At 49.1% G+C, this 20,434-nt stretch carries 16 protein-coding genes; 13 read left to right on the plus strand and 3 right to left on the minus strand.

Features of this window, described 5'->3' with window-relative positions:
- Nucleotides 1-466: 466 nt before the first annotated feature.
- Both CGRAC_RS06135 and CGRAC_RS06140 read right to left on the minus strand, forming a co-directional pair.
- Complete coding sequence (locus tag CGRAC_RS06135) at nucleotides 467-1,225, minus strand: ABC transporter ATP-binding protein (protein WP_040303758.1); 759 nt, start codon at nucleotides 1,223-1,225, stop codon at nucleotides 467-469.
- Between the two features lie 8 nt (nucleotides 1,226-1,233).
- A complete protein-coding gene (locus CGRAC_RS06140; RefSeq protein WP_005870374.1) occupies nucleotides 1,234-2,337 on the minus strand; it encodes an MlaE family ABC transporter permease in 1,104 nt (367 codons plus the stop codon).
- A gap of 80 nt (nucleotides 2,338-2,417) precedes the next feature.
- On the opposite strand from CGRAC_RS06140, the gene murJ reads away from it, so the two are divergent.
- From murJ to CGRAC_RS06175, 5 genes are all read left to right on the plus strand, one after another.
- A complete protein-coding gene (gene murJ / locus CGRAC_RS06145; RefSeq protein WP_005870373.1) occupies nucleotides 2,418-3,815 on the plus strand; it encodes a murein biosynthesis integral membrane protein MurJ in 1,398 nt (465 codons plus the stop codon).
- Complete coding sequence (cysS, locus tag CGRAC_RS06150) at nucleotides 3,802-5,232, plus strand: cysteine--tRNA ligase (protein WP_005870372.1); 1,431 nt, start codon at nucleotides 3,802-3,804, stop codon at nucleotides 5,230-5,232. The genes murJ and cysS overlap by 14 nt, the downstream gene beginning before the upstream one ends.
- Nucleotides 5,233-6,222: 990 nt before the next feature.
- Nucleotides 6,223-7,944 carry an ABC transporter ATP-binding protein gene (locus tag CGRAC_RS06165; protein WP_005870366.1) on the plus strand — a complete coding sequence of 574 codons (1,722 nt, stop codon included), beginning with the start codon at nucleotides 6,223-6,225 and terminating at the stop codon, nucleotides 7,942-7,944.
- A complete protein-coding gene (locus tag CGRAC_RS06170; RefSeq protein WP_005870364.1) occupies nucleotides 7,937-8,116 on the plus strand; it encodes a hypothetical protein in 180 nt (59 codons plus the stop codon). The genes CGRAC_RS06165 and CGRAC_RS06170 overlap by 8 nt, the downstream gene beginning before the upstream one ends.
- Before the next feature lie 419 nt (nucleotides 8,117-8,535).
- Nucleotides 8,536-9,687 (plus strand): MFS transporter, encoded by a 1,152-nt coding sequence (locus CGRAC_RS06175; RefSeq protein ID WP_005870360.1) that lies wholly within the window; start codon nucleotides 8,536-8,538, stop codon nucleotides 9,685-9,687.
- 10 nt (nucleotides 9,688-9,697) lie between these two features.
- On the opposite strand, the gene CGRAC_RS06180 is transcribed toward CGRAC_RS06175, so the two are convergent.
- On the minus strand, nucleotides 9,698-10,888 hold the full coding sequence (locus tag CGRAC_RS06180) for an MFS transporter (RefSeq protein WP_005870358.1): 1,191 nt from the start codon (nucleotides 10,886-10,888) through the stop codon (nucleotides 9,698-9,700).
- Nucleotides 10,889-11,006: 118 nt separating this feature from the next.
- On the opposite strand from CGRAC_RS06180, the gene CGRAC_RS06185 reads away from it, so the two are divergent.
- From CGRAC_RS06185 to CGRAC_RS06225, 8 genes are all read left to right on the plus strand, one after another.
- The gene (locus CGRAC_RS06185; RefSeq protein ID WP_005870354.1) at nucleotides 11,007-11,927 is read left to right on the plus strand and encodes an SPFH domain-containing protein; all 921 of its coding nucleotides are present in this window, start codon (nucleotides 11,007-11,009) and stop codon (nucleotides 11,925-11,927) included.
- Nucleotides 11,924-12,496, plus strand: coding sequence for an NfeD family protein (locus tag CGRAC_RS06190; RefSeq protein WP_005870352.1), 573 nt, complete (start codon nucleotides 11,924-11,926; stop codon nucleotides 12,494-12,496). The genes CGRAC_RS06185 and CGRAC_RS06190 overlap by 4 nt, the downstream gene beginning before the upstream one ends.
- Nucleotide 12,497: 1 nt before the next feature.
- Nucleotides 12,498-12,848, plus strand: coding sequence for a nucleotidyltransferase family protein (locus tag CGRAC_RS06195; protein ID WP_005870350.1), 351 nt, complete (start codon nucleotides 12,498-12,500; stop codon nucleotides 12,846-12,848).
- Nucleotides 12,841-13,215 (plus strand): HepT-like ribonuclease domain-containing protein, encoded by a 375-nt coding sequence (locus CGRAC_RS06200; RefSeq protein ID WP_005870348.1) that lies wholly within the window; start codon nucleotides 12,841-12,843, stop codon nucleotides 13,213-13,215. Before CGRAC_RS06195 ends, CGRAC_RS06200 begins: the two co-directional genes overlap by 8 nt.
- 2 nt (nucleotides 13,216-13,217) lie before the next feature.
- Nucleotides 13,218-14,267: a dehypoxanthine futalosine cyclase gene (locus tag CGRAC_RS06205; protein ID WP_005870347.1), complete on the plus strand. Its 1,050-nt coding sequence runs from the start codon at nucleotides 13,218-13,220 to the stop codon at nucleotides 14,265-14,267.
- 447 nt (nucleotides 14,268-14,714) lie between these two features.
- A complete protein-coding gene (locus CGRAC_RS06210; protein ID WP_005870342.1) occupies nucleotides 14,715-15,974 on the plus strand; it encodes a M16 family metallopeptidase in 1,260 nt (419 codons plus the stop codon).
- Nucleotides 15,975-18,172: 2,198 nt separating this feature from the next.
- Nucleotides 18,173-19,579: an ATP-dependent DNA helicase RecG gene (recG, locus tag CGRAC_RS11540; RefSeq protein ID WP_256641403.1), complete on the plus strand. Its 1,407-nt coding sequence runs from the start codon at nucleotides 18,173-18,175 to the stop codon at nucleotides 19,577-19,579.
- Nucleotides 19,580-19,790: 211 nt separating this feature from the next.
- A complete protein-coding gene (locus CGRAC_RS06225) occupies nucleotides 19,791-20,273 on the plus strand; it encodes a DUF7832 domain-containing protein (RefSeq protein WP_005870335.1) in 483 nt (160 codons plus the stop codon).
- Nucleotides 20,274-20,434 lie beyond the last annotated feature (161 nt).

Below are 20,434 nucleotides of genomic sequence, written 5' to 3' on the forward strand. Positions count from 1 at the left end.
TAATTTCAGAGCGTAAAATTTAAGCCCCGCGATATGCCTTAAAATAGCCATTTAGGCTTAAATTTTAAAACTTAGCACTTTCTCAAATAGCCGCAAAATTTGCAGAATCATCTGAGTTTAAATTTTAAAGCTTAGCGTGCATTTTGAAATTTCAAAATATCGCCGCGCTGTATTTTAGCGTAAATTTTACCGCTCCGGTTTAATTTAGCGCCGCTTACTCGCTAAAATTTTAAAGATTTACGTACTATCCAATAAATGCGCCCTTAAACGCGACCCGCCTAAATTTTAAAATTTCGATTGAGCCGCTAAAGTCTAAATTTTAAAATTTAAGCCCTGCGGAGCCTGGAATTCCTCGCTAGGTTTAAAATTTTCCCGCCGCTATTTTAAAATTTTAGCTTGCACCTATCTAAATTTTACCCGATTTTACCCATCGCGACATGTATTTCGACTAAATAAATTTCAAAGCTCAATCCTTTTGCCTCATCTTAAATAGCTCTTCAAGCGGGTTATTCTCTAGGCTTGAAATCTCCTCGATGCTTCCTTCAAAAGCGATTTTTTGATTATCCACGATCAAAAACCGATCCAAAATGTCAAAGATACTATCTACATCGTGCGTCACCATCACGACCGTGACGCCAAGGCTGTCTCTAAGCTCGCAAACAAGCCTATCAAGGGCTCTGGCGCTGAGCGGATCAAGTCCTGAGTTTGGCTCGTCCAAAAATAAAATTTCAGGGCTAAGTGCTAGCGCGCGAGCCAGCGCTACGCGCTTTTTCATACCGCCGCTAAGCTCGTTTGGGCTAAGCGCGGCAGCCTCTTTTTTAAGTCCCACCTTTTGGATCCAAAACATCGATAGCTCATCTATCTCGCGCTCGCTAAATTTAGAATATTCGCGCAGCAGTACGCCTACATTTTCGAGCACGCTCATCGAGCTGTAAAGCGCGCCAAACTGAAACATCACGCCGCATTTTAGGCGGATCTCGTTTTGCTCCGCCTCGCTCGCGCGCCAAATATCGCGCCCGAAAATTTTAATCTCTCCGCTTTGCGGTCGCTTTAAAAATATGAGGGTTTTCATTAATGTCGTTTTGCCGCTGCCGCTGCCACCTAAAAAGCCGTAAATTTCGCCCCTTTTGATGCTAAAGCTTACACGATCGTGCATAATGCGCGATCCGTACGCAGTAGTAACATCGCGCGCGACTATGATTTTGGAGGTCCCACTAGATTGCATTTGCTCGCTCATAGTCCGATTTCCGAAAACAAAACCGCAAATACCGCGTCGATCGCAATGACCCAAAATATCGCATTTACGACGCTAATGGTAGTGTATTCGCCGATGCTTTGAGTATTTCCTTTGACCTCGAAACCCCGCATGCAGCCGATGATAGCGATGAATGCCCCGAAAAACGGCGCTTTAATCATACCTACTAAAAAATGCCTAAGCTCTACAGAAGCCTTAAATCTATCCAAATAATCGCTAAAGGCTATGTCTAAATACGCGTCACACACGATCATCTGAGCAAAAATACTTACCGAATCTGCGATAAAAATGACTAGTGGCATGATTAGTACCATCGCGATAATGCGCGGCATCGCAAGAAAATAAAACGGATCAAAGCCCATAGTCCTCATCGCATCGATCTCTTCGGTGATCTTCATCACGCCGATCTGCGCCGTAAAGCTCGAAGCCGAGCGACCCGCGATAACGATAGCAGCGATTAGAGGCGCTACTTCACGGAGGGTCAAAGCGCCCATTATATCGATGATATAGATGCTGGCACCAAATTTAGAAAGCATATCCGAGCCTATGTAAGCAAGCACGATACCGATCAAAAATGCTGTCAATGAGACGATGAAAAGCGCGTCTATTCCGCTATCTTTGATGAAATTTACGGTTTCTTTGAAGCGGAATTTCATCGGATGAATTATAAAAGCCGCGAGTTTGGAAAAAAACTCGCCTAAAAAGCTTGCAAGGCTTAGCAAGCCTAAAATTCCAAGATGACAATAAAGTCCGATCTGCGCTAAAAAATTTAGCCTGCGAGATTCAGGCACGTAGCTAAAATCGATCGTTTTATCATCCATAAAGCTTAGAATTTTGGCGGCTTTGCAGCTATCCTCCACAAGGCTAACCCGCTTGCCGGCAAGGGCGTTTTTGATCATCAGCGCCATGAAATAGTCTAAATTTGAAATTTCGCTTAAGCTTAGCTCCAGCTCGTTTAGATTTTTTACCGCTTTTTTTAGCGCAAGTAGCTGGGAGCGCGAGCTTTTATAGTTCCACTGCCCGCGTAGCGATAAGGTGTTTTTCCCGCCCGAGCTTTCGAGCGAAAAGGCTAAATTCCGCAAAAATTTCTCTCCAAAATCAAAAAATAGGGGAAATTATAATATAATCAACCTTGGCATTTTATAAAATTTAATGGAGATTTATGCTCAGAGGCTTTTTTACAAATAGCGCAGGCACGCTGGTTTCGCGAGTTTTGGGTTTCGTGCGCGACCTGCTTACCGCATCGGTTTTGGGCGCGGGGATTTATAGCGATCTATTTTTCGTAGCGTTTAAACTGCCCAATCTTTTCCGCAGACTATTCGGCGAGGGAGCCTTTACGCAGGCGTTTTTGCCTAGCTTCACCGCCGCGCGTAAAAAAGGAATTTTTGCCGCAGCGGTGCTTATTAAATTTAGCATTTTCATCGCGCTTTTAACGGCGCTCGTGCTGCTTGCCGCGCCCGTTTTTACTAAAGTTTTGGCATACGGATTTAGCGCCGAACAGATCGGTCTTGCGGTGCCCTACGTGCGGATAAATTTTTTCTACCTTACGTTTATCTTCGTCGTTACGCTCTTTGCTTCGCTACTTCAGTATCGCGACCACTTCGCTACGACGGCGTTTTCGACCGCGCTTTTAAATTTATCGATGATCGCGGCGCTTCTGCTAGCTCGCGGCAAAGACGGCGCTACAGCGGTACTCTATCTTAGCTTCGGCGTCGTAGCGGGCGGGCTTTTACAGCTTGCGGTGCACGTTTATGCGCTGAAGTTCACCGGTATGTTGCGCGTCTTAACAGGCGGCTTTGCGCGGCTTGCGCGAGGCGATAAAGCACAAACGCAGGGCTTTTATAAAAATTTTTTCGCGGGCGTGCTCGGTGCGTCTGCGCTTCAGCTAAGCTCGTTTATAGATACCTTTTTTGCGAGCTTCCTTGCTAGCGGCAGTATCAGCTATCTTTACTACGCCAACCGCATATTTCAGCTGCCACTCGCGCTTTTTGCGATCGCGCTTAGCACGGCAATCTTTCCGCGAATGAGCAAATTCGTAAAAGCTCACGACGACGCGCAGGCTCTGGCGCTCGTGGAGCGCGGATTTTACTTCCTTTTAGCGCTGCTCGGGCTCTCTGCGATAGGCGGCGTGATGCTGCGAAACGAGATCACGCAGCTGCTATTTGAGCGCGGAGAATTTACCCGCCAAAATTCTATCGAATGCGCCGCGGTTCTCGGTGCGTATATGGTAGGGCTCGTGCCATTTGGGCTGTCTAGGATTTTTTCGCACTGGCTGTATGCGAATATGAAACAGAAGCTAAGCGCGAAAATTTCGATCTGGTGCGTCTTTATAAACGTTGCTTTGTGCGCGCTGTTTTTTAAACCCTTCGGTGCGGTGGGGCTTGCGTTTGCAAGTACGATAACGGGGGCGTTTCTGCTCGGCTTTAACCTCTATTTTTTTGGATTTAATAACTTTTTGGCTATAATCCGCGCAAAAAAAATTATTGCGATCGCGGCGCTTTGTGCGGGCGAAGCGGCGATTTTATACATTTTAAAAGGCTTGTATTATGGTAATTTATGATAGTTTAAGCAAAAAGAAGCTCCCGTTTAAGCCCATTAGCGACGGGTTAGTGCGCATTTACGCCTGCGGTCCGACCGTCTATGACGACGCGCATTTAGGGCACGCAAAAAGCGCCGTGAGCTTCGATTTGCTGCGCCGCGTGCTGCAAGCGGAGGGCTATGAGGTTAAATTTGCGCGAAATTTCACCGACATTGACGATAAAATTTTAAAAAAGATGGAGCAGAGCGGCAAGAGCCTCGAGGAGATTACGGAGTTTTACACCCGCAGATATTTGCAGGATATGAGCGCGCTAAACGTCGCGGACGCGAGTATTTCGCCCAAGGCGACCGAAAATATCGCCGCGATCTGCGAGCTCATATCCTCGCTTCTTCAAAAAGGCTTTGCCTACGAGATCGCCGGTGACGGTATCTACTTCGACACGCGCAAGGACGGGGATTATCTAAGCCTTAGCGGCAAAAAAGAGGGTGCCGGCAAAAACATCGCCCGCGTCGCCTCAAACGATGCCAAGCACGACGAAAAGGACTTCGTGCTGTGGAAATTTGACGAGAATTGGTTTGATAGCCCATTCGGCAAAGGGCGCCCGGGCTGGCACAGCGAGTGCGTCGCGATGATTTTGGCGCACCTTGATAGCGGCGATCCGCAATTTTGCATAGACATTCACGCAGGCGGTGCCGATCTGCTCTTCCCTCATCACGAAAACGAAGCCGCGCAGTGCCGCTGCGCCCGCCATAGAGCGCTAAGCAAATACTGGCTTCACAACGGCTTCGTGCAGGTAAATAACGAAAAGATGAGCAAGAGCCTGGGCAACTCGTTTTTTGTAGGAGACGCCCTAAAAATCGCACCTGGCGAGGCGTTGAGATTTTATCTTTTAAGCTCGCATTACAGGGCAAATTTTAATTATTCGGTGACCGATCTGCTTGCGAGCAAAAAGAGGCTAGATAAAATTTACCGCCTTAAAAAGCGCGTCCGTGACATTTTAACTCCCGTTGCGGGGCAAAATTCTGCGCCCAAACTGCCTGCTGCGGAGGTTAAATTTAGATCGGAGATGATGGAGTTTTTAAGCGATGATCTCAACACCTCAGGCGCACTTGCGGTGCTTGATAGCTTCGTAGCAAGCGCGAACGAAGCGCTCGATCGCGCGCCAAAAGACAAGGCGCTAAAAGCCCGTATCGCTGCGAATTTGGAGTTTGCGAAGCAGACGCTCGGAATTTTATATGAGGATGAGACCGAATACTTTCGCTTCGGCGTGAGCGAGCAGCAAAGAGCGCAGATCGAGGAACTGATAAAACAGCGCGCGCAGGCGAAGGCGGAAAAGGACTTTGCAAGCGCGGATGCCATCAGAGCGCGCCTTACGGATATGAAGATCGAAGTGATGGATACGACTAGCGGCACCGTTTGGGAGGTCGCAGCGGAGTAAAACGTAAAATTTAACGCAAAATTTTGCGTTAAATTTTATGATTTTTACGATGCGAAGCGTAAATCCGAACGCTAATCCGCGCGAAAATTTCAGTGCGATTTTTATCTGAAGCATTGCTATGCCGCGGCGCGATTTTATTTATTGATACGGTGCAGGAGCGATGTATGGCGTGACACGGCGACAGAGGCGCGAGGCGGATAGCGATTTTCATTCGTCGGCGCAGCTGATACGGCGGCGCGATATAGCGCGGTACAGCGGTAGCACCACGGCTCGTCTGTGCGTAAATTTCAATGCGATTTTTAGATAATTGGCGATGCAGCATAGTGAAAGCAGCACTGCGGCGCGCCTTGTGCATAAATTTTAACGCAACTAAGTGCAGTGGAATATGCTGCAGCGACGCGCAAATTTCGGCGCGATTTTTATTCGGCGATATTGTACGCGGGTGCGCGCAGCGACGAAAGTCACGATTTCATTCGGTAACGCTGTTGATATAGTGGCTAATGCGCAAGGCAGGCCGCGATTTTATAGGTAGTGCGGTGGTACGAAAGAGCAATGCAGCGCGGCGATGCGAAGCCGCGATACAACGCGGTGTAATTACGATACGGCGCTTTGTAGCGTTTTTATGGCGCCTCAAAGCATTTAACGCTTATAGCGTGCGAAAGTGTTTAGAAATCGCGATGAATAAAAACTCGCTCGCTTTAAGCGCTTAACGCTTTAAAAGCGGCAAACAAAAAAGCTAAATCTCGGCATCGTTCGTGCGGCAGCGTATGTGGGCGGATAGATTTAGTGAGTTTGCGAAGCGCAAATTAGTCCCGCGCCGCGCCATAAATTTTGTGCTGTCTCGCGGCCGAAATTCTAAAATTTAAGGAATTTTAAAATTTCAGAATTTTTGAGATTTTAAATTTTAAAATTTCAATAATTTTGGGATTTCATAAATTTCAGAAATTTTGGGATTTTAAATTTTAAAAATTTTATAAAAAAGGATTGTATTTGAACGGTTTTAAAACTTTACTATCGCGCTTTAAGCCCTATTTTAGGGATTACAAGCCGCAGTTTGCATTGGCGATTTTGGGTATGGTGATGACGAGCGTGGCGACTGCTGCGAGCGCAAAGCTGGTCGAGCCCGTTTTAAATAAAATTTTCGTCGAAAAAAACGAGCCGTATCTCTATACGCTTCCGATCGCGATTATCGTGGTTTTCGCGATGAAAAGCGGCGGTGCGTTTATGCAAAACTACTTCACCGCCTTCATCGGTCAAGACACGGTGCGCCGCTTTCGCGATAGGCTCGTCGCAAGCCTCGTGCGGCTGGACGTGGATTTTTTCAACCGTTTCCGCACGGGCGAGCTCATCAGCCGCACGATCAACGACATCGAGCGTATCCGCGTCGTGGTTTCGAATATGATCCCCGATTTTTTCACGCAGATCATTACGATTTTAGGGCTTTTGAGCGTCGTGATCTATCAGAGCCCAAAGCTTTCGTTTTTCGCGCTCGTGGTCTTTCCGTGCGCGATATATCCGCTCTCGCGCCTTGCAAAGCGGATGAAAAAAATTTCGCGCGAGTCTCAAGAAAAAACCTCCGATATCTCCTCGGCGCTCAGCCAAATTTACTCCAACATCGAAATCGTTAAAGCAAGCAACGCCGAGAGCTTTGAAGTGGAGAAATTTAACGCCGAAAACAGGAAATTTTTCGGTCTAAATTTAAAGGCGGTCGTAACGACGTGCCTGGTAAGCCCGATTATGGAGATGCTAGGCGCCGTGGGTATCGCCGTGGTGATCATCGTCGGAGGGCAGGAGGTCATCGCGGGTCAAATGAGCATCGGCAGCTTTTTCAGCTTCCTTACGGCGCTTTTTATGGTCTACACGCCGATAAAAAAGGTCTCCTCGCTCTACAACAACATGCAAGACGCCATCGCAGCGAGCGAGCGGACGTTTGAGCTGATCGACTTGGAGCCTACGATCGTAGGCGGCGGCAAGCAGATGGGCGAGATCGGCTCGGTAAGCTTTTGCGACGTGTCGCTAAACTACGGCGACAAGGCGGCGCTGAAAGATATAAACTTTGGCGTCAAAAAGGGCGAAATTTTAGCGCTCGTCGGAAACAGCGGCGGCGGCAAAAGCTCGGTCGTAAACCTTCTGATGCGCTTTTACGACGCAAGCAGCGGTAAAATTTTATTCAACGGCAACGACGAGATCGGCGAGTTTAGCATCCCTAGCCTGCGCGAAAATATTGGTCTCGTAAGCCAGCGCGTCTATATTTTTAACGACACGATCGCGCAAAACGTAAGCTACGGCGCGGAATTTAACGAGCAGCGAGTAATAGAGGCGCTGAAGCTCGCTAACGCCTATGAGTTCGTAAGCTCGATGAAGGATGGAATTTACACCGTGCTTAGCGAGTTCGGCGCAAATCTTAGCGGCGGACAGCGCCAGCGTATCGCCATCGCGCGCGCGCTGTATAAGGACCCGCAAATTTTAATATTCGACGAGGCGACTTCGGCGCTGGATAACGCAAGCGAAAAGGAGATCTCAAACGTCATCGAAAAGATCAAACAAAGCAAAATCGTCTTTGTAATCGCCCACCGCCTCTCCACGATCGAGCGCGCCGATAATATCGCCGTGATGAAAAACGGCCGAATACTTGCTATCGGCACCGACGCGAAGCTGACGGGCGAATGCGAGGAGTATCGCAGCCTAAAGGGGATCATGCAAAATGGCTAAATGGCGCCCGGGCTTTAGCGATGAAAATTCTACGCCATTTTGCGCCCTATTTTGGAATTTCATCTTTGAAATTCCGCCCCTCGGTCTTGGATTTTGGAATTTTAAAATTTTATCTTTGAAATTTAGCCGCCGAGATTATCCGCGAAGATTGAAATTCTATCTTGAAATTTAATCGCGCGCTGAAATTTAGCCACGCGGATAGCGGTTTTGGCTGCAGGGTTTTTTCAATAAAACCCGAAAGCTCGACTCTTTGATGCGACGAGACACGACTACTAGAGCTTTAACGTTTGGATTAAAATTTTATCTTAAAATTTCAGCGCTTCGTTGCGAGCCGCCTCTAAATTTAAAAGCTCGCGCCGTTTTAAAACCGCTGCGGTAAAATTTTATCGCGCGCTAGGCTTTTCGGCGCACTACATGCACTTGATCTTGGGCATCTGCGATAAAATTTTGGCTTGATTTTCCTTTATAAATTTTCGCATCTTTTTAAAATCTCTATCCGAATCGAAATTTTTCAAATATTTTTATATAAAAACCGAGCTTTAATCAATAAAAGGCTACAATAACGCCAAATTTAATTCCAAGGGAAAGTCATTGTTTGAATCCATGCGCGCAGCACGCTCGCTAAGCCCCCTATTTCTGGGGATCTTCTTTATGTTTATCGGCGACGCGCTAGTCATCGCAAGCGCGGGCATCATGCTAAAAGAATCCGGCCACAGCGAGCTTGAGATCGGACTAATTTCGGCGTTTTTCTTTTTAGGGGCGATCTTTAGCGGCTTTTTCGTGCCTTACATCATCGGTGCGCTCTCATACGTGCGGGCATACGCAGTCTTTACGGCGCTTTTCGGAATTGCTGCAATGCTGCACGATCTTGGCTCAAACCTCGTATATTGGGCGATTTTGCGCTTTATTTTGGGCTTTTGCTACTACGCGCTTTTGATGATAATCGAAAGCTGGATAAACTCAAAGATCACAAACTCCATCCGCTCCCGCGTCCTCGCGATCTACGAAGCGGTTTTTTACGGCGCGTTTGCGATAGGAGTTATAATTTTGGCGCTAAATTTCGGAACGATGAAAGTTTTCGTGCTAAGCGCATTTTTCATCATCTTGGCGCTGCTGCCGGTAAATTTAATCCGCTTCAACCCTCCTAGGGTTCCCGCTCGCATGCGAGTTTCTATGCCGCAAATTTCGATCGTGCCGCCGCTTGCGTTTGCGACGGTAGTTTGCGCGGGCATTTTGATTAACGGCTTTTTTTCGATGGCGAGCGTTTTTGTGCTAAGCGCGGGGCTTGGAGTGGGCTCTGTGGGCGCATTTATGGGATCGGCGATGGCAGGAGGTTTCTTGGCGCAGCTTGTTTGCGGCACTATTTCAGATAAGTTTGGTCGCAAACGCGCCATAATGATAGTTTGCGCCGTGGGTCTTACTTCCTGCACGGCGCTATTTTTTGCTAAAAGCTTCATCCTAACGTGCGCACTTGCGCTGCTACTGGGATTTGGCGCTTTTCCTTTGTATTCGCTCGCCATCGCGCGCGCAAACGACTCTATCACCGGCGAGGGCGCATCTCGCGTACAAATTTCAGCGGCGATGCTCTTTATCTATTCGAGCGCGTCGCTCTGCTCGCCTTTGATCATCGGCGCGATGATGAAATTCTTAGGCGCAAACGGCTTTATCTGGGTGTTTTTCGCGGCGATGAGCTTTTTATTTATATTTGCTATCTTTCGCCCCGAGATCGCGCCGAAAAGATAGCTTTAAAATTTTAAATTTTTTCGTAGATCAAAAATTTATAATAAAACGCCGCGATTGCAAACATAAAGCCCATGCCGAAGGTGATTTGCGAAAGCGAAAATCCAAGCTCGAAAAAAAATCCGATCGCAGCCGACACGAGCGTCGCGACGATGAAATACGCCATGTCGTTATAAGCGATGACGCGCCCGAAAAACTCCCTGTCGACGTGGCTTTGCAGCTGCGTAAAAGAATACGACCACACCGTCGTGATGAAAAATCCCGCCGCGATCATGCCCGCAAACGAAAGCCAGTAGTTAAACTCCAGCACCGCCCACAGCGCGATGCCCGCAAACTGCCCCAGCAATAGCCAAAAAAACGTATGTTTATTCACGATCTTACTTAGCCATATCTGCCCGAAAAACGCAGCCGCCGAGCGCGACATATTCATAAGCCCGATTACTAGCGAGGCGCTTAAAATTTCTTTGTATTTATATTTCGCAAGAAGCGCGATGAGATTGTCGTAGGTAGTGACGGCGACGAAGGCGTGAAGGACGATGAGATGCACCACCAAAGGATGCGAGCGCAGGTAAGAAAAGCCCTCCTTTAGCATCTTAAACACGGGTCCTGGCGCGTTTCTTGCAAGGTCTTTAAAATTTAGCCGCAGCAGGATAAAAAACGAAAAAACATATAAGCAAAAATCCAAAATAAAAGCCGCTCTCACGCCGAAATAGTGGATAAAAATACCCGCGCTCGCCATTCCGAAAGTATATGTGATCGTCCAGATAATGCCCGTCATCTCGTTGGCAAGCTTGAGATAAGGACGGCTTAGAAATTTCGGCAGCGTAGATGATTCGGTTTGAAAAAACAGCGTGCCTGCGACGCTGCGCACGACTACGATCAGAAGCAACAGCCACAGATAATTCAAACTATCGATAAAAATCAGCATGAAAATACTGATCATCTCGGTTATAAACATCGCCGTCATCAGTGGCTTTGGTTGAAATTTATCCACGATGATGCCGTTGATGGGCGCTAAAAAAACGTTTGGCACGAACGAAACGACGCCCACCGCCGTGATCGCCCACACCGGCGCGCCAAGCTCTATGAGTAGCGTAGCGACCCCCACCACCGAAAACCACAAGCCAAACATACATATAAAACCCGCCGAAAAGAGTAGGCGGTAGTTGCGCGAATGGCGAAGCAGCACAATGTATCTGATCATAAAATTTTATCCTGTAAATTTAATATAAAAAATCTAGCGAAATTGTATCACGACGCGCCTTAAAAGCCAAAATAAGCTAAAAATGCTATAATTGCGAAATTTTAATTCAGGAGTGAAAATGGAAGGGTTCGTAACTACGGTAATAGTATTTTGCGTCCTCATCGCGGCAATTCTAAAGATGGGGGTCAAGATCGTCTCGCAATCGGAAATTTTAATCATCGAGCGGCTGGGTCGCTTTCACAAGGTACTCGACGGCGGCTTTCACATCATCGTGCCGTTTTTTGACGCGGTGCGCGCGAAGATGAGCGTGCGCGAGCAGCTCGTGGACATCAGCAAGCAGCAAGTCATCACCAAAGATAACGTCAACATAAGCGTCGACGGTATCGTGTTTTTGAAAGTCATCGACGGTAAGATGGCGCTTTACAACGTCGAGGATTATCGTCGCGCGATTTCAAATTTAGCGATGACGACGCTACGTAGCGCGATCGGCGAGATGAGCCTAGATAACACGCTTAGCTCGCGCGATCAGCTAAATTCCAAACTACAAATTGCTCTGGGCGACGCTGCGGATAACTGGGGCGTAAAGATCATGCGCGTAGAGATCTCCGAAATTTCGGTACCGCACGGCATCGAAGAGGCGATGAATATGCAGATGAAGGCAGAGCGCGAAAAGCGCGCGATCGAGCTTAAAGCCGAGGCGGAAAAAGCAGCCCTCATCCGAAACGCCGAGGCGCTAAAGCAGGAGAAGGTGCTCGAAGCCGAGGCGATCGAGCGTATGGCGGATGCGAAAAAATACGAGCAGATCGCGCTAGCACAAGGTCAAAAAGACGCGATGGATAGTATAAATTTAGCGATGAGCGCTTCTAGCTTTGCGGCGGAATACCTGCTCGCGCAAGGTCGCGTAAACGCCTTCAGCGAGCTGTCCAAAAACCCGAGCAAAGATAAAATTTTGATCCCTTACGAAACGAGCGAGCTGATCGGCTCTCTTAGCGTGCTTAAAGAATTCCTCGGCAAAAACGGCGCGAAGGATGCTAAATGAACGCGCTGATTTTTATCATAATCGGCGTGATTTTAGCGATCGTCGAGCTTTTGGTGATGGATTTTACCTTTATATTTTTCAGCGCCGGATTTTTCATCACGGGGCTTTTGAGTTTCGGCTTTCATCTTGATTGGGACGTGCAAATTCTGCTTTCGTTCGTACTTTCGTTCGTACTTCTAATCGCACTTAAAAGACCGCTAAAATCGCGCTTTTTCAAACCCAAAGAGAAGCATGAGGATAATTTTTTGGACGAAAGCGGCACCGGCACCGTCAAAAACGGCATGGTCTATTTCAAAAGTACGTTTTGGAAAAGCGATGAAATTTCAGATCTTAACGAGGGTGACCGCGTCGAAATTTTAGGCGTAAAAAACGGCCAGATCGTGGTTAAAAAAGATAGCAGTCGAAATTCTAGCGGCGCAGGTGGCGTAAATTTAAATGACGGCGACGCAAATTTAGGCGACGCGGACAGCACGGGTACCGACGATAAAAATTCTAACGTCGCCGCAAGCAAAAGCGCGCAAAGCTCTGGCGCTAAAGAAGAAGCGCCTGAAGATCTGAAAGAGGCGTAGAGTGAGCGCTAAAACCGCACCGAAAAAAACGATCAACAGCAAAGATGAAATTTTAAAATTTTTATCGTCGCAGAAAAAGAGGCTTTTTGCGGTTGGCGTTACCGAGCTAGGGTTTTTCGGTAGCTACGCCAAGGGTAGCGCCGACGAGTTTTCAGACATCGACATCGCGATCGAAACCGACGGGGCAAAAATGGTAAAAAAACTAGGAAACCCCCTTTCGGCGCTGGTTTTTTTAGACGATTTTAAAAAAAAGCTGTCCAGTAAATTTAATGTAAATGTCGATCTGTGCGATACTACCTCTTTAAGTCGCGAAGAAAAAGCAAAGCTTTTGCAAGGAGCGATTTATGTTTGAAAAATCAAGCGTAGAGCGGTTAAAAAAGATATCTGATAAAATTTCATCCATCCTAAATAAATGCGAGGACGGCGTAGCGCAGGCTCTTGCTGATGAGGACGTTTTGCAACCCGCGATAATGATGCAATTCATCAATATCCACGCCCTGCTAAAAGGGCTGCAAGAAAGCAACGATTTGCAGGCTTTGGCGATCTTTAGCAAAGATGAAATAAGAGCTATCAACGCCATCAGAAATATCGCTTCGCACGAATACGAACGGCTAAATTTTGAGCTGATAGAGATAGCCATCAAGGACTATCTACCGACGCTAAATCAAAAAATCACCAGCGCACTAAAGCCGTATCGCAAAGGCAAATCGGAAGGATAAATTTGAAAAGACTAAGTATAGACGAAGCTCTAAATTTAATAGAACACGCCGATCTGAACGAGCTTGGGCGAGCGGCGTTTGCGCGCAAGCGCGAGCTGCACCCGGGTCGCGTCACAACTTTCATCATCGATCGAAACATAAACTACACCAATGCTTGCATGGTGGATTGCAAATTTTGCGCATTTTACCGCCACGCAAGCGACGCGGACGCCTACGTGCTGAGCTTTGAACAGATTAGCGAAAAGATCGAGGAGCTCATAGCCGTGGGCGGCACGCAAATTTTATTTCAAGGCGGCGTCCATCCGAAGCTGAAAATCGAATGGTACGAGGATCTGGTGGAGTTCATCCGCAAAAATTACCCGAGCATCACGATCCACGGCTTCTCGGCGATCGAGATCGATTATATCGCGCGCCTTAGCGGCATTAGCACGCTCGAAGTGCTTCGCAGGCTGCAAGCCAAGGGGCTCTACTCGATGCCCGGAGCCGGAGCCGAAATTTTAAGCGACCGCGTGCGAGAGCTAGTAGCGCCGCGCAAAAGCGATAGTGCCACGTGGCTTAGAGTGCACGAGGAGGCGCACGGCATCGGCATGAAAACGACTGCTACGATGATGTTCGGCACGCTGGAAAGCACGCGCGAGATCGTGGAGCACTGGGATAAAATCCGCGAGCTGCAAGACCGCACGGGCGGCTTTCGAGCGTTCATTTTATGGAGTTTTCAAGGGCAAAATACCCGCCTTTTGCGCGAGCATCCAGAGATCAAAAAGCAAAGCCCCAACCGCTACCTGCGCCTGCTCGCTGTCTCGCGACTATTTTTGGATAATTTCAAAAACATCCAAAGCAGCTGGGTCACGCAGGGCAGCTACATCGGGCAGCTGGCGCTGAAATTCGGCGCGAACGATCTGGGAAGCACGATGATGGAGGAAAACGTCGTAAAGGCCGCGGGCGCGAGCTTTCGGATGAGCAAGGACGAGATGATAGCGCTGATCCGCGACGTAGGCGAAATACCCGCCAAGCGCAACACCAACTACGATATTTTGGAGACGTACGCTTAGGTGCGGACTTTTGCGCGTTTGCGACGCGAAATTTATGCGCTTACGGCGCAAATTTAGCGGCAAATTTGCCTTAAAACAGATGGCGAATTTTTACGATCGCGAGCGTGGAATTTTGCCGTGAGTTTTAAAATTTTGATAACAGGATGGGCTTAAATTTACGGGCGCGAAAGGAATTCGCGCGGTAAAATTTCATTTTGCTGCGGAATTTCGCCTTAGAATTTTATGAACGCGAAATTCCGTGTCGCGGCGTTTTGGGCGCTGAAATTTTACAAAACGTGCGGCGCGATTAAATTTTAAAATTTTAAGCAGGACGGGCAAAACTGCCTTGGCGCGAAATTTCAAAAACTATCCCGGTGCAAATTTAAAAGCGGCGCGTTTAGCTGCGTCAAAATTTTAAAATCGCGCCCGAAAGAACGATGAAATTTAAAAATTTTATAAAGGAAAACGATGGAAAAAAAAGAGATTTCACTTAAAGCTAAAGGCGGCAAAAGCGCTAAAATCGACTTTTTGTATCAGTTCGACGATTCGCTGCCGGTAGCGAGCTTCAAGCTAATTTTTAAAGCAAGCGGCGCGGTGAGCGAGAAGACCCTGGGCCTTGCGCGCATCTGCGCGGGCGTTTTGGGCGAGGGCTCAAAGACGCTGGGAGTGAGCGAATTTCACCGCAAGCTCGATATCCGCGCGGTCGAGATCAGCGCTGCGAGCAATTTTGAAACCTTCGGCATCCAGGTAAACTGTTTAAAAGAGCACTTCGATTTCGGCCTAGACATGCTGCGAGAGCTGCTTAAGGAGCCCAATCTAACGCCCTCGGTGCTGGAAAAGCTAAAAATGCAAACCATAGGCGAGCTCGCCGTGCTAAAAAGCGAGTTCGATTACATCGCGACATGCAACCTAAAAGCGCTTCTGTATCCACGCACGAGGCTTGCTCAGCCGCTCATAGGCGACGAGGCGAGCGTAGAGCGGATCACGATGAAGGACGTGCGGGAGTTTTTCGCCTCGTTGAGTTTAGAGAATTTATACGTCGTTTTATGCGGCGACGTGAGCGATAAAAACCCGAAAATCGCTGAAATTTTAAGCCTCTTTGCAAGCGGTAAAAAGCGCGAGCTGCCGTTTTTCGCGCCGAGCGATGCGAAAAAGATAAAGATCCAAAAGGAGCAGACGCAGCAGGCCTATATCTACTTCGGCGCGCCATTTACGCTGCCAAAGGAGCAAGAGTTCATCGCAAACACCGCGCTTTTCGTGCTCGGAAGCAGCGGTTTTGGCAGCAGGCTGATGGAGCGCATCCGCGTCAAGCACGGCCTTGCGTATTCGGTCTATGCGCGCGGCGATTTCGAGCTTAGCCGCCGCGAGTTTTGGGGCTATCTGCAGACCAAAAATGAAAATTTACAAAACGCCGCCGCGCTCGTAAAAGAGGAAATCGCGAAATTTATCGCATCGGGCGTGAGCGAAGCGGAGCTAAAAAGCGCTAAAAAATTCCTAATCGGAAGCGCCGTGCTGCAAAAAGAGACGATGTTTAAGCGAGCGGCGATCGCGCAGAGCGAGTATTACAAGGGCTACGCATTCGGCGAATTCGAGCGAAATTTAAAGCGCATCGAGACGCTAAAACTAGGAGCGCTTAATGATTTCATCAAGTCGCACGACGAGATTATGAACCTAAGCTTTTCCGTCATTTGCGACGAGGCCGCCGCAAAAAAGGGGCTTAAAATTTAGTCCGTCGCGGCACAGCGAGTGCATACCTGCGACCGGTCTAAAATTTGGGTAAATTTTAAAATTTGTAAAGCGGCGCGAACGATATTAAGTCGCAAACGGCGCTAAATTTTACTTTTTCGCTCCGTTTGCGGACAGCTTGCGTTTAAATTTAAAACCGCGCTTGCGTCGCGCTAAAACTTGCGAGGCTTTACAGAAACGGCTAAATTTGCGAACCTTATAAGGGTGGCTAAATTTAAAGTCACCGTGCGCGGCTCGGTAAAATTTCAGCGCGCAAAATAAAGCCCGATTTCATGCGCCGCTTACAAGCTGCGCCGTGAAATTTAAAAGATGGTGCACGCGAGCATCTCTTTCGGATCGTACGGTTCGTAAATCGCGCCGTAAAATTTCAAACGATCGCGCTATGTTTAAAATCCGGTGTGCGCCGCAAAGGCGCAGCCTTCAAACAAAACACGCGCAAGGCGGCAAAATTTACAAGCGCAGCCGGCGAGCAAATTTGCCGCAATGGGCGAAATTTCGATCAAATTTAGGCAAGCGTTCGATACGGCGCGTAAAATTTCGATCAAATTTAGGCGGGCGATTTCGCTTCGACACGTAAAATTTCGTAGCGCAATGGCTTAGCGCCTATAAAATTTAAAGGATGAAAATTGATTTTTGAAGCAAAAGACGCGGCGACGCTGCAAAAGGCGGGCATCACGACGCTTTTGGATCTGGCGCTGCTTCTGCCCAAAAGCTTCGACGATCTGAGCGTGGGGGATGCGCCGTGCGCGGGCGAGAGCACGGCGGAGGTCGAGTGCCTCTTCCAGCACAGGCGCGGCTCGATGCTCATCGTCACGGCGCACTGCCTCAGCTGGGAGCGCGAGATCAAAATCGTGATCTTCAACGCCAAAAGCTGGCACTTCGGCGCTTTTAAGCGTGGCAAAAAATTTTTCATCCACGGCAAATGTGACGAGAGCTTCGGCTCGTGGCAGTTCGTAAACCCAAAAATCGTGAGCGAGCCAGGCAGGATCGCACCCAAATACAAAGCCGCGCTGAGCGACGCGGCAGCGCAAAAGCTGATCAAAAAATACCTAAGCGCGGACGCGCTTTTAGCCTGCGGGCTGCACGCGGACGAGGCGGCGGTACTGCTCGCGCTACACGAGAGCTCGCCGCGCAGCGTGCGAATGCTAGCCGCGCTAAATAGGCAACTCAAAGAGGGCGGTGCGGAAAATTTCGGCGAGCGCGACGACGTTTCAAACAGCGGCAGAATTCCGAGCGGCAGTGAAATTTTAAATGGCGGAATTTCAAACAGCGACAAAATTTTAAATGACGACGGAATTTCAGATAACGGCGAAATTCCAAGCTCGCAAAGCTCCGCCGCCGAAATTTTAAACGGCAGATCGCAAAATGATGAAATTTTTGGAGGTAAAATTTCAGTCCAACCGCAAGGCGATAAAATTCTTGCCTGCGAAGTGAGCCGAGGCGCGGCGAATGAAATTTTAAGCGGCGGAATTTCAAAGAGCGCGGAGACTTCACTCCCCCCAAGCCTCCGTGACGACGAGATTGCGAGCGACAAAATTTTAGACGGCGATCAGCCTCGGGTGCGCTGCGCAGAGATTTATAACGACGAAAATTTTGACGTCCAAAGCGGCACTGATTTTCTTGCTGTATACGGCGCCGAGGCGCGCGGAGATGAAATTTCGAACAACCTCAAAGCCGATAATGACGCGGCAGCGAACAACGATAAAATTTCAAATGACTTAGTATTCGACGTCCAAGCAGCAGCACGACCAGCAGACGCTCAAGCTTCAACCGCCCAACCCATGCTAGAGCATGTCGCGACCGAGCAGTCCATAGCCGCCCAACAAAATTCAAGCACCCAAGACGTAGATACGCAATTCGCGACCACCCAAACTCAAGACGTAGGTAGGCAACCCGCAGCAATCCAAACTTCAGGCGTTCGAATCGCAGATTTACAACCCGTAGCCGCCCAAACTCAAGAGGTAAGTGGAAAACCTACGGCAATCCAAACTTCAAGCCGAGTAGCGAGCGCACAAGCCGCGACTACCCAAACTTTGAGCGCACAAGCTACGGGCGCACAGCCTGTATGCAATCAAACCGAAAATCTTCAGACGGTAGTAGCCGTGCGGACCGCAACCGCAAAGCCTACGATCGCTCAGACCGCAAGCGCCGAGGCTGTTCAAGACGCGCTCGCTGCACCGATGAACACTTCGCGCGATTGCGCCGCCCAAGCTACGACCGCCATACCTACAATCGCTCAAATTGCAAGCGAGGCTGAAACTATCCATGCCGCCGAGACCGTCCGAGCCGCAGCCGTCACGCAGATGAGCGGTACTGCGATTTTACGCACGCTGAAATTTGTCGAAATTCTAAACTACCTGCAAAAGCTAAGTGCAAAAAAAACGAGTTTCCCGGCGCAAATTTACCCGCTGCGCGACATCTCTGACTGGCTTGCCTCGCTTCCTTTCGAGCCTACGCGCGATCAGCTAAGCGCGATAAAGGACATCGCTAGCGATCTGCAAAGCCCTCTGGCGCGCCGCCGCGTCGTCATGGGCGACGTAGGCAGCGGCAAAACGCTCGTGATCCTCGCGAGCGCGGCGATGAACTACCCGCGCATCAGCTATCTGATGGCGCCTACAAGCATCTTGGCCGAGCAGATTTACGCCGAGGCGCGCCGTCTGCTGCCGCCGCAGATCAAAGTCCTGCTCGTAAAAAGCGGCGATCGCGAGCCGAATTTCGCAGACGCGCACCTTATCATCGGCACTCACGCCCTGCTCTACCATGAGCTCGCGCCGTCAAATCTCATAATGGTCGATGAGCAGCACCGCTTCGGCTCCAACCAGCGCGAAAAGATCGCGCGCCTCACCGAAAACGGCGAGTTTCGCGCGCATTTCATTCAGTTTAGCGCCACGCCGATACCGCGCACGCTAAGCATGATCCAGTCCGAGCTCGTGAGCTTTAGCTTTTTAAAACAGCTACCGTTTGAAAAACGTATCAAAACCAAAATCCTGCAAAACGACGGATTTACGGGCTTTATGCAGGATCTGCGCCGCGAGCTCGCCGCGGGCAATCAAGCGATCATCGTCTATCCGCTCGTGCAACAAAGCGAAAGCTCGGTCTATCAAAGCCTTGAGGAGGCGGCGCCGTTTTGGAAGGCTCAGTTTGCGGACGTGATGATTACCCACGGCAGCGACAAGGACAAGGAGGAGATCCTGCGCCGCTTCCGCGACGATGGGCGGCTGCTGATAACCACGACGATCGTCGAAGTAGGCATCTCGCTGCCGCGACTTAGCGTCATTTTAATCGTGGGCGCCGAGCGAATGGGGCTCGCGTCGCTTCATCAGCTACGCGGGCGCGTCGGGCGCAAGGGCCAGGCGGGGCGCTGCTACCTCTACACCAAGCTCAAATCCCCGCCGCAGCGCCTACGCGAGTTCGCAGCGACGCTGGATGGATTTAAGGTCGCAAATATCGATCTGAAAAACCGCCAAGGAGGCGATCTGCTGGGCGGCTCGGTGCAGCACGGCGCGATGTTTGCGTGGTATGATTACGAAGAGGACGTAACGGCAGCGGCAAAGCAGCGACTAAAGGACATAGGACGGGGTGCGTGAAATTCTACGAGATGCGATAGAATTTAAACGTAATTTAGCCGCGGCAAAATTTTACGAAGCGAATACGATTATGAGGTAACGAGCGATCTGATATAAAATTTTAAATTTCACGGCGCAGATTGCATCGGATAAAATTTAGAGCTTTACCAAGCGTCGTTTGCTTTTAATTTCTAAAATTTATGCAACTTAAAGTCCAAAAAAGGAGAGCAAAATGGCTTACGTGACCTACGACAAGGCAAAATGGCACTGGGGCGCGAAAAATGCGCCGGAGGGTATCCCACAGGAAAACGGCGCGACGCACATCGCGTTTTTCTTCCGCTGGTGCATGGAGCGCAAGCTCTATTCCAAGGACTTCGCGGCGGATTTCGCGGACGATATAGCGCGGATGGACGATAGCTTTGATTATCGCGGGTATTTCTTTGGCGCCATGGACGGCGTGCTGGGCAGCGACGAGCTAAACACCGCCGGCAAGGCCTTCGCAAATGCCTACTACACCACGGACCGCACGAAATTTGCTAAAACGCACGGCTGGTATTTGCAAGATTACGACGATTTCGTCGCACGCAAATTCGGCGATAAAAACTTCGACAACGCCTATTTTTACATAGAAAACTCGCCGCAAAATTACGCCGAGATCAAAGAGATCATCGATCGCCGCTACGAGGAATTCTTGAGCTTCAAGGCGGCGAAGTAGAAATTTTACCACCAAGCCTAGCCGGTTTAAAATAGGCGCCTAAGCCGAAACGGCGCGCGATGCAAATAAGCAGAACCGATGCGTTGCTGCGAGCGGCAGGGCTTAAAATTTAGGTAAATTTAACTATAATCGCCGCAGAAATTTTAAAATTTCACAAAGGA

The sequence above is a fragment of the Campylobacter gracilis genome, assembly GCF_001190745.1.
Classification (GTDB): Bacteria; Campylobacterota; Campylobacteria; order Campylobacterales; family Campylobacteraceae; genus Campylobacter_B; species Campylobacter_B gracilis.